The organism is Enterobacter cloacae complex sp. IR5422 (genome assembly GCF_049238165.1).
Classification (GTDB): domain Bacteria; phylum Pseudomonadota; class Gammaproteobacteria; order Enterobacterales; family Enterobacteriaceae; genus Enterobacter; species Enterobacter roggenkampii.
The window spans coordinates 1-9,769 of the sequence record NZ_JBMKHT010000077.1; the positions used below are offsets into that span (position 1 = coordinate 1).

Consider the following 9,769-nt stretch of genomic DNA (forward strand, 5'->3'; position numbering starts at 1 on the left):
CAGGGCCAAAATCAGCCACGAAGAGACGATTTTGGGCTGAAAATTGGAAAATTGAGCCACAGGACGTCGATAAAGGACGGTTTGGGGCGTCATATCGGGAGCTGCGGACCACTTAATCGCAACTTCCCTAAGTACTTTTCTGGAACATTTGCAGCAAGATCAAACGCTGAAGGCAAGCCTGACAGCAGCAGGCCTTTAAGTGCCTGTTGAACAGAAGCGACACTTGAGCCGTCAATTTCTATAATTCCAGCCAATGAATTAGCTTTAAAACCACAGCGTATGAGCAAGGCTGTAATCGTATTGACAACTTTATCCCCCATCCAGGGTATTACGTAACAGTATTGTCTACTCGTAATAAAACACTCATTTTGAAGTTTAAAACGCTGAAAGTTACTACAGCCTTCCGCAAATAGGTTTCTGGCGGCAGTATCGGCATAATCTACTTTCTTGCTACCTATTGCTATGCGGTAATCACCTTCCCTATAGATAGCGAGCATTTCCTGACGAACGGCATCATGAACAGACATACCTCCCCCACTAAATTGTGGTGGCTGACCGCCTTTGGTTGCCTCTACATACATAACTTTTTTCTCTGTCTCGATCTCTGTCACTTTCCAGCGCCGCCCACCGAAGATGATGTGTTGGTCTGGTAGCAGTGGGGAGTCCACAGGCACTGTTCCAAGGGTTCTGTTTCCGGTGACAATGCGGAACTCTTCTGGTGTATTGAACACGGCATAAAAAGTGTAATGGTTAGTCAGTTTCTCCCCCTCTGCCCCAACAACCATTTCGCCGCTTGCAAGTTGAGTGAGTAGGCCACATGCTCCCATATGTTTAAGCAGGCTTTTGAAATCGTTTAAATCTACATTTCTGAACGGCCCTGTCTGGCATAGTTGGGACCAGAGCTGGTCGGCACGAACTCCACCCCATTGTGCGGTAATTGCAAGAATCTGGTGTAGCAGCGTGGAGTAATGCATCTGGCGGGAATCGGCAGGCTCAAACCATTGTTTAGAGATCATCAACCTGATCATTGCCATCGACTGCACCAACTGGAGCCGTAGATGATCAACGATACTGCTACTCACAGTAAGCTCATTTTCTGTAATTAGCATTCTGAGTACTGATGGGGAGTCGCGTCGCCCAGAACGCCCCATACGCTGGCGCAAACTGGAAACAGAATGTGGTGGCGTAACTTGGATAACCGACTTAACCTTACCGATATCAATTCCCAACTCAAGCGTCATTGTACAAACAGCTGTAGTGGGCAAATTTCCTTTCTGAAGACGAGATTCAAGCGCCTCACGTAATTCCTTGGCAAGGGAACCATGGTGGGGGAAAAATTCATTCGGAACAATTTGTTCCTCACACATGTCGCTCAGCGTTGCCGCAATGCTTTCAGTGCGCTTTCGGCTGTTTGCAAAGACCAAATGAGAATCGCCACGGCAAAGTCTAAAAATGTCAGCGCAAACGTCATGTTCAGCTGAACTCTGAAGTTCTTCCTCTTTTTGGATCACTCGCTCCAGGTACCCTTTGACCTGTACCTGAAGAGTGGCCGTGCTATTACTATCTGTAACAGTTACGCAGGGGAGTCGTTTGTCCGGGCGCAACATTTCGGGCACTTTCTCCAGTTCCCCCAGCGTGGCACTCAACGCAACGCGGGGAATTGGATTTACCTGGCGACCTAGCACATGGTCAATTCTATTGAGCAGAGAAAGCAGCTGTACACCACGCTCTGAGCCAATAAAAGCATGAAACTCATCAATAACGATGTATGCGACTGAAGAAAACGCCTGTTTGAGCCAGCCCATTGAATTTATGAGCAAAGACTCAAGTGACTCAGGTGTAATCAGTAAAATGCCAGCAGGGTTCGTCCGAGCCTTCTTTTTTTTGCTTTGTGGTACATCCCCGTGCCAGGGAGTCACTGGCATTTCCAATGCATCTCCAAGGCTCTCAAGACGACGGTACTGATCGTTAATCAATGCCTTCAACGGACTGATATAGACGATGCCAAATCCATTAGTGAGATCTGCAACTGCCGAACAGGCAGGAAGAAAGAAAGCCTCTGTTTTACCCGCTGCTGTACCTGCACTGATTAGCACGTCTCGATCACGGGCTAAAATTGCCGGGATAGAACTCTCCTGCAAGGGCCTTAATGTAGACCACCCCTGCTTGTAAACCCACTTACGGACGCGGGGATCGAGGCTATCGTAGGCACTGCTCATAGTTTGAAGTTCGCCAGTCCGTCGTCGTCATCGCTTTCCTCCGTAGTGGCGTCATCCATATCGCTGGGCCTGTCCTCTTCAATCGCCACACCCTCGATTAGAGTTTGCCAGTTCATCGTTCTGTTTTGTTCCAGCACGGCCAGCATGTCCAGGAAACCTTTTATGGTATTACGGGGGGTACGGAAGTAAGCGTCTCCAATGGTTTTACTACAGTGATGCAGAAATCCAGTCAGTGCCTCATCTGGTACCAGATAATTCTCTGGATCTCCGCCTGCATAAACATGGCGAAGATTTCTCAGCAAAATATACAGTTCCTCAGGGGTCAGGCTGGCAAGATGCAAAGTGGGGGATGAGTAGTCAATCACTCCTGCTTTTTGCGCGAACCGGTTTTCCGCCAGACGCGACTGGAGAGCCTCATAGCTGTAAAGACCTTTACGCGGATCGAAAAGAAACTCTGGCGTCCCCCCGAGGATAAAACCAATGTTCTCGGCTGAGCCTTGCAGACAGTCATTCAGAATCCGCAAAATCTGTTCGTAGTTCGCTGTTCTTGCTTGCGTATTATTCAGCTTAAAGAGGTTCACCATTTCGTCGAGGCTGACCAAAAGACCGGCATAGCCTGCCTGGCGGACAAAAAGGCTCATCAACTTTAAAGAATCATAGAATGAAGCGTCTGTGATAATAGTCCGAACGTCGAGATCGTTACGGGCATCAGTTTTAGTGGTGTACTCTCCCCGCAACCAGCGAATGGCATTGGATTTTAGCGTTTCATTATCCTGTTCGTGCCCCCGCCAGAATGCATCAATGACCTTCGCAAAGTCATATCCGCCCACCATATCTGACAGGGCAGCCAGGCGCTTATGAATAACTGATGAAACCTCGGAGCCGTCCGTGTCAGCTTCCTTTCTTGCCTCCGTAACGAACCTTTCAACAACGCTAAGTAACGCATTACCATCCGGCTTGTTTCTGGTGGACATGTTTTTCATAAGCTCTGAGTAGAGATTACGAGCCTGACCTCCCGATGAGTGAATGCGTCTGTCAGGAGAAAGGTCTGCACTGACTGACACCAGCTTCTTCTCTAGCCCAATAGAGCGCACAACACTCAGAAAGAACGTTTTACCAGAACCATATTCACCGATGATAAGTCTGAAGCTTGCACCACCGTCAGCAATCCTCTCAATATCCTGGTGGAGAGCAGTGATTTCATTCACGCGGCCAACCTGGATATGCTGAATGCCTATCCTTGGCGTTACACCTGACTTAAGTGACTGAATAATAGCGTCACGTTCTTTCACTCTTATACGTGTTACAGACATTCACTATCCCTCTAATTCTTTGGCAATTTCCAGGTCAACCCAGATATCATCATCGGCATCGTCCAGCACCGGAGCATCAACCACCGCATAGGACCAGTCATTGATCACCTCAAGCGCACCGCCGAGCATCAAATTCAAATTTCCGCACAATTCTGTCGCCTCTTTTCGGGACCACTGTTCTTTCTCCAGCAAACTGCGATAAAGCTGGCTATGTGCGGAGTCAAGCCCCCCCGTTTCCGTTAATGAGGCTGGAGCGCTTTCTAGCTCTTCCGGTTCTTCTTCGATGAAAATTGTGTTCAGCAATTTACGAACATCATCCGTGGCAGATTCGTGGCGGGCAAGTACATTAGCATCCAGTGTGAACCCTGCTGCTGGCTGATCAGTTGGTACAGACGAGACGAGATCATGTTCAGTTGCGGAATGCTGATGGATATTGTTCGAGACAGATGAGGGATCCAGCCCCAAACTTGAATAAATCTTCTCAAGCTGTTTGATTTCGGCAGGCGCTATTTTCCCATCCGAACAGGCAACACTAACGATAACCTTACCCACAGCAGCTTTTTCCGCGGCCCCCATCAACTCAATCCTGCTTTTCATTCCTGTCATATTGGCTGGGGTATGAAGTTGCCACGTTAAATACGCATGTAGAGAGCGTTTTTCATCATCGGTGAAGCCAGGATTGTTGTTGATGGTATTCTCAAGCACTTTCTGTTCAGCTTGATCAAGAGAATCGTCAATCAAGGCGACCATCGCCCCTAATCTGAGCGTCATTACGGCTGAGATAAATTCAGGAGAAGGTGAGAAGCGTCCACCTTCGGCGGCAGGGAATAGAACAAGTGTCCCATCAACATCCGCCTTCACATGGTGATAATACGGGTCAGGTGCCAGACCGTAACCCATCTTCAGAGCAAAGGCCTGCATCAAATCGGCCTCTTTTTTATTGATCTTATTGGGGCAACTGGCATTCATATGTGCCCAAAAGTCAGCAACTGAGACTAACCCCTCCTTGACGAGGATCGCCTCATCAGCCCAGCGTTTGAATGAGCTTAATATTTTTTCTGCGCTTTCATTAATGATCTCTGAAGGGAGCAACATAATTGCAGCCGTATCATTGACTGACGTACCTTTCCTACCAAGGTAGCGACTATAAGCATCAAGTTCATCCGTACATATGTCGGCAAGAGCCATAATTTTCTGGACAGGGCTCTTCAACGCTCTTGGATCAGGCAGGTCGGGAACAGGAAGTCGAACACCTCGCAAACTAGGACTTGCTGGTGTGTAATCTAACCTTAGGCGCGTTTTATTCGCCTTAACGACCATCCCTTCACCATATTTGAGGGTGTAACGCCGTTTGAAAAGCGCAGCAAACTCTTTAGCACAGCGGCGAGCCGGGGTACGCAGCGAATACTCGGTGTGGTTTATTACCCAGTTCAACGCCAGTTCAGCTGATACAGGAACTCCTTCATGTACAGTTTTTGCCAGAGCCAGCTTAAATTGCATGCTGTTGCTGAAACCTGAATTGCTATCGAGCTCAGTGGCTAAGCCCATGTTCGGGCGCAGAATAGACATGGCTTCGAGTAATTGGGTCGAATATCCACGGAAGGAGCGGTTCTCAATGAATACCGATCTTAACCGAGCGACTTCATTGAACAGATTACGGAACTCAGCATCAGGGAATTTTGGGTCAGTTGAATCTACGAGCGCTTTTCTTTCCAGGCCGTAGAGGTAGATAAAAACATAGCCGATAGGACACGATGGATCAGACCTATCGCTGGCAAGCCAACTGACATACGCACCGCGTGCTTCTGGGGAAAGAGAGGAAAAACTGGGCCAGTATCCTAATGAACTGTCCTCGTAAAGATAAGAAGTAGGTTTTATCTTACATGTGTCATCAATTAATGATGCCTCACTTCCATCGTCATAATAGCCGCCTGATTCCTGACCGGAGGGCTTCATACGTTGCCCCACGTAAATGTGGCCACCGCTAATTGCTACACCAGCTACAGTTATCATCTCACCCGGAAGTACCCATCGAGCTAGTGCACCTGCTGACTTTGAGGTATTCCTGTAATGATTGGTTGTCACCTGAAGTTCAAGACCCCGGCCACCGCTCAATGTAAAAGTTGCAAGGTTATCGTCTTCACTATCATCGTTTCGCACAACCGCCTCCTTTTTCTTGATGTCAGCAATCCATTCTTTAGGCGGTGCTTTGACGGTCCTTGAAACAAGAGACTCGGTGGATCTATGCTTTTTCTTTTTGAAAAACAACAAATAAACAACATAAATCGCCGCTAAAAATATCCATAACTCCATGAGAAGCAACCTTAAAATAACTTTTCACATATACCGGGCCGATGTTTATGAAAAATATGGCAAGAGGATTAGTCTTAAAATAATACATCTAAATCGCATGGGTTAAAAACAAAATGCGTCAAAAATTAAAGCATTGATTGAATTGAAAATAATTATCGATTAAGCATTTCTAACAAGAAATGAATCTTAAAGGGAGTGAAGTTGTGCTTGGCTCTTAGCCGTATTCACACCAGCAGGAGGCGAAGATTCAGGTTCCAAGACCTCAAATATATAGGGGATAGTTGGCTTTTCAGGTTGGGATAGCTTTTTCGTTATAACAAAATGGATGTTTGAGAGACTATCTAAATATTTCTTAGATCGGTCCATTTATCCCCATAACATCTGACCAAACATACACTGCAAATTGACTCGATTTCCAAATTTTCTGTCCTAAATTTGTTCCACAGAAAAGTAAAGAAGGTAGGAGTGCTGTGTAATTACTTGATATGACTGGTGCCGATAATAGGAGTCGAACCTACGACCTTCGCATTACGAATGCGATGTTAATGCATTTTTAACTACTTGAGCAATCAATCAAAACAACATACTTTATATTATAAAACACCAAGTTATAGCAATAAACCCGTTGATTGAAATTAACAAAAGTTGATGTTTATTCCCTCCATTTACTTACACAAGCAGTTACATTATTGTAAGACAGCAATTCTCAACTGGAGCCGAAAAATGGCGCTTTCAAGACAAAAATTTACCTTCGAAAGACTTCGCAGATTCACCTTACCGGAAGGGAAAAAACAAACTTTTCTTTGGGATGCAGATGTAACAACCTTGGCATGCCGAGCAACTAGCGGAGCAAAAGCCTTTGTATTCCAAAGCGTATATGCGGGGAAAACCCTTCGCATGACTATTGGCAACATTAACGACTGGAAGATTGATGATGCGAGAGCCGAGGCAAGACGGTTACAAACATTGATCGATACAGGGATAGATCCACGAATTGCTAAGGCTATAAAAATCGCAGAAGCAGAATCCCTGCAGGCAGAATCACGTAAAACAAAAGTGACTTTCTCCGTCGCCTGGGAAGACTATCTTCAAGAATTGAGAACCGGTATCAGTGCAAAAACTAAACGCCCATATTCTACTCGATACATTGCCGATCACATTAACTTGTCCAGTCGTGGAGGCGAAAGTAAAAAAAGAGGCCAAGGCCCGACTTCGGCTGGACCATTGGCTAGTTTGCTCAACCTGCCGTTATCGGAGCTAACCCCAGATTACATAGCAGCGTGGCTGAGTACAGAAAGGCAAAATAGACCTACCGTCACTGCTCACGCTTATCGCCTACTACGTGCTTTCATCAAATGGAGTAATTATCAGAAAAAATATCAAGGGATCATTCCTGGCGATCTGGCACAAGATTACAACGTAAGAAAAATGGTTCCCGTGTCAGCGAGTAAAGCTGATGATTGCCTGCAAAAGGAACAACTAAAAAGCTGGTTTAGTGCCGTGCGTAGCCTCAATAATCCTATTGCATCGGCCTATCTCCAAGTACTTTTGCTCACTGGTGCTCGGCGTGAAGAAATTGCGTCGCTTCGCTGGTCAGACGTAGATTTCAAATGGTCAAGCATGCGAATTAAAGACAAGATCGAAGGTGAACGTATCATCCCTCTCACTCCTTATGTTTCTGAATTGTTAAATGTACTAGCGCAATCCCCAAATTCTGACGTAAATAAGGAGGGTTGGGTTTTCAGAAGTAACAGTAAAAGTGGCAAAATTATTGAGCCGCGTTCAGCGCACAACAGAGCGTTAGTGCTGGCTGAGTTACCACATATCAGCCTTCACGGTTTACGTCGTAGTTTTGGTACTTTGGCCGAGTGGGTTGAAGTTCCCACTGGTATTGTTGCTCAAATTATGGGACACAAACCCAGCGCTCTTGCCGAAAAACACTATCGCCGTCGTCCGTTAGATCTGTTACGAAAATGGCACGAGAAAATTGAGACATGGATCTTAAATGAAGCAGGTATTACCATAAAAAACAACGTTGATATGCGTTGATTCCATTAAAAATCAACATATTACAAAATATCATCAACTATTGATCAAGATAGATTTTCATGTATCGTAATACACAGTTTAGTCAATGATACAGCAACTACACAGGAGATAAGCCAATGGCAACCCCAGCAACTGTATCCATAGAACCCACTCTGGCAGCTATCAGAGCTCGCTGGTGTATTAATTCAAGTAAAACAACTCAATCCTTTAACGATCCTGCGTCCATGGAAGAGGTTGTCGAGTATCTCAAAGGAACATACTCAGCTCTTCGCAAGTCTGTCGCATGCGCCAAACTGAAAATTTTACATCTTAAACAAAGAATGCAAAATGCTACTAACTTTCTCGCGCGTCTGATGTCATGTAAAAATCAGGCATCCAGATCGCATCACAGTACGGCTAAATCAGCTAAAAGTGCCTTATCATCAGATTCAGGTGATGGTAGTGACCCCGACCCCGAGCCCGAAACGTTTCCTTCTGCCTTCATTACTACCCCTACTAATTCAATAATGCTTAAAGCTTTCTTTGCCAATATCTCAATCACTGAGGTGGCAAAATGAGCGCATTCAAACTCCCGGATACATCTCAATCACAGCTCATTTCAACAGCTGAGTTAGCTAAAATCATTAGCTACAAATCTCAAACCATTCGTAAATGGCTTTGTCAGGACAAATTGCCTGAGGGGCTACCTCGCCCAAAACAAATCAATGGCCGCCATTACTGGTTACGTAAAGATGTCCTCGATTTTATAGATACATTTTCTGTACGAGAAAGTCTGTAATAAATTACAGATTTAATTTTATTGATTTATAGCGATGTTGCCCCGAGAAAAATGGGGCAACACTGAGAAATTTCAGATAGTAGTTTTATATTGAGATAACAAAGAGGTTTCCTTAAAAATGTCTAATAGTGTTACTAATTTTGAGATGAGCAGCGTTCTACCAGGAAAAAAACCTTGTCAAGGCAAAAACAATGAGTCACAGGTAGTACAGACTACTCCCATAAAAAAACACTCAGTCACGTTCAAAAATCAATCTTCATTAGGAGTAATTGATCATTATGCCAGACTAACAAATAAATCTCACTCTTCCGTAATAGCGGAAGTTGTGGATTTGGCTATCCCTATATTAGAAAAATGCAATCGTCATAACTGGTCAATAAATGAAATAAAAAATGACCTGTTAAAGTTCTCTATAAAAGAAAGCATCAATCGAAGCCGAGGTAAAACAGAAGTAACTCTGGAAGAGTACTGTTCGTTAATCTGGAAAACGAACATCATGAGTCCATTAAAAATCCCCATTGCAGATTACTTTCAACTGAACGCTAATGATGAATTCATGGGGAAAGATGAAAAAACAGTTATACGTGAAAGGCTATCCTCGCTGAGGGAAAATTACGATATGGAAAAAGCCATTTACATTTACAATCAACGACATTTTAATGTAAAGCATCAAAGTGTCTCAGGATATTCAAACATTATTCTTATTCATAGAACAACCTTTGAGGATTATTACTTTGATGTCGGGCAGACTCTACTCTTGTCAACATCCCAATTAATTATATTCGGGATAAATGAAGTTCTTAGAAGAAAGGGGATTGTTATGCCTTATCCGGTTGTTTGTTGGATTGATATTTACCATGTCAATGAGATGGTGGTTATGCTGCCAGTGATCCGTAAAACAGATGTTTCCAACCGTGTTAATGCACCGGATGACATCATTATAAACCCATACTCACAGGAGAGCAGAACCTAAGGAAGGTGCGAATAAGTCCGAGATGTGAGATCATCGTGTTGTAACCTGAACCCAGAATGAGTAACCGGATGAGCCAGCAACTGACTTTTGCCGACAGTGAGTTTTCCAGTAAACGCCGCCAGAC

6 protein-coding genes and 1 pseudogene are annotated in these 9,769 nt (G+C 44.7%); 4 read left to right on the top strand and 3 right to left on the bottom strand.

What is annotated here, in order from left to right:
* Window positions 1-122 precede the first annotated feature (122 nt).
* From ACOTXT_RS21545 to ACOTXT_RS21555, 3 genes and pseudogenes are all read right to left on the bottom strand, one after another.
* A pseudogene (locus ACOTXT_RS21545) lies at window positions 123-2,219 on the bottom strand (DEAD/DEAH box helicase); the annotation flags it as partial.
* Window positions 2,216-3,532 (bottom strand): ATP-binding protein, encoded by a 1,317-nt coding sequence (locus ACOTXT_RS21550; protein WP_048962501.1) that lies wholly within the window; start codon window positions 3,530-3,532, stop codon window positions 2,216-2,218. The gene ACOTXT_RS21550 and the pseudogene ACOTXT_RS21545, both read right to left, overlap by 4 nt.
* Window positions 3,533-3,535: 3 nt before the next feature.
* Window positions 3,536-5,845: a TerB N-terminal domain-containing protein gene (locus tag ACOTXT_RS21555; RefSeq protein ID WP_084833141.1), complete on the bottom strand. Its 2,310-nt coding sequence runs from the start codon at window positions 5,843-5,845 to the stop codon at window positions 3,536-3,538.
* Window positions 5,846-6,493: 648 nt separating this feature from the next.
* Here ACOTXT_RS21555 and ACOTXT_RS21560 point away from each other — a divergent pair.
* From ACOTXT_RS21560 to yagM, 4 genes are all read left to right on the top strand, one after another.
* Window positions 6,494-7,894: a tyrosine-type recombinase/integrase gene (locus ACOTXT_RS21560; RefSeq protein WP_112793638.1), complete on the top strand. Its 1,401-nt coding sequence runs from the start codon at window positions 6,494-6,496 to the stop codon at window positions 7,892-7,894.
* A gap of 116 nt (window positions 7,895-8,010) precedes the next feature.
* On the top strand, window positions 8,011-8,451 hold the full coding sequence (yagN, locus tag ACOTXT_RS21565) for a protein YagN (RefSeq protein ID WP_000224818.1): 441 nt from the start codon (window positions 8,011-8,013) through the stop codon (window positions 8,449-8,451).
* On the top strand, window positions 8,448-8,672 hold the full coding sequence (locus ACOTXT_RS21570; protein WP_001272156.1) for a helix-turn-helix transcriptional regulator: 225 nt from the start codon (window positions 8,448-8,450) through the stop codon (window positions 8,670-8,672). The genes yagN and ACOTXT_RS21570 overlap by 4 nt, the downstream gene beginning before the upstream one ends.
* 118 nt (window positions 8,673-8,790) lie before the next feature.
* Window positions 8,791-9,645 carry a protein YagM gene (gene yagM / locus ACOTXT_RS21575; RefSeq protein ID WP_023567973.1) on the top strand — a complete coding sequence of 285 codons (855 nt, stop codon included), beginning with the start codon at window positions 8,791-8,793 and terminating at the stop codon, window positions 9,643-9,645.
* Window positions 9,646-9,769 lie beyond the last annotated feature (124 nt).

Excerpts from the sequence above, each read along its gene's own strand:
- ACOTXT_RS21550 (WP_048962501.1), bottom strand. The coding sequence starts at position 3,532 with ATGTCTGTAACACGTATAAGAGTGAAAGAACGTGACGCTATTATTCAG.
- ACOTXT_RS21555 (WP_084833141.1), bottom strand. The coding sequence starts at position 5,845 with ATGGAGTTATGGATATTTTTAGCGGCGATTTATGTTGTTTATTTGTTG.
- ACOTXT_RS21560 (WP_112793638.1), top strand. The coding sequence starts at position 6,494 with ATGTTTATTCCCTCCATTTACTTACACAAGCAGTTACATTATTGTAAG.
- yagN (WP_000224818.1), top strand. The coding sequence starts at position 8,011 with ATGGCAACCCCAGCAACTGTATCCATAGAACCCACTCTGGCAGCTATC.
- ACOTXT_RS21570 (WP_001272156.1), top strand. The coding sequence starts at position 8,448 with ATGAGCGCATTCAAACTCCCGGATACATCTCAATCACAGCTCATTTCA.
- yagM (WP_023567973.1), top strand. The coding sequence starts at position 8,791 with ATGTCTAATAGTGTTACTAATTTTGAGATGAGCAGCGTTCTACCAGGA.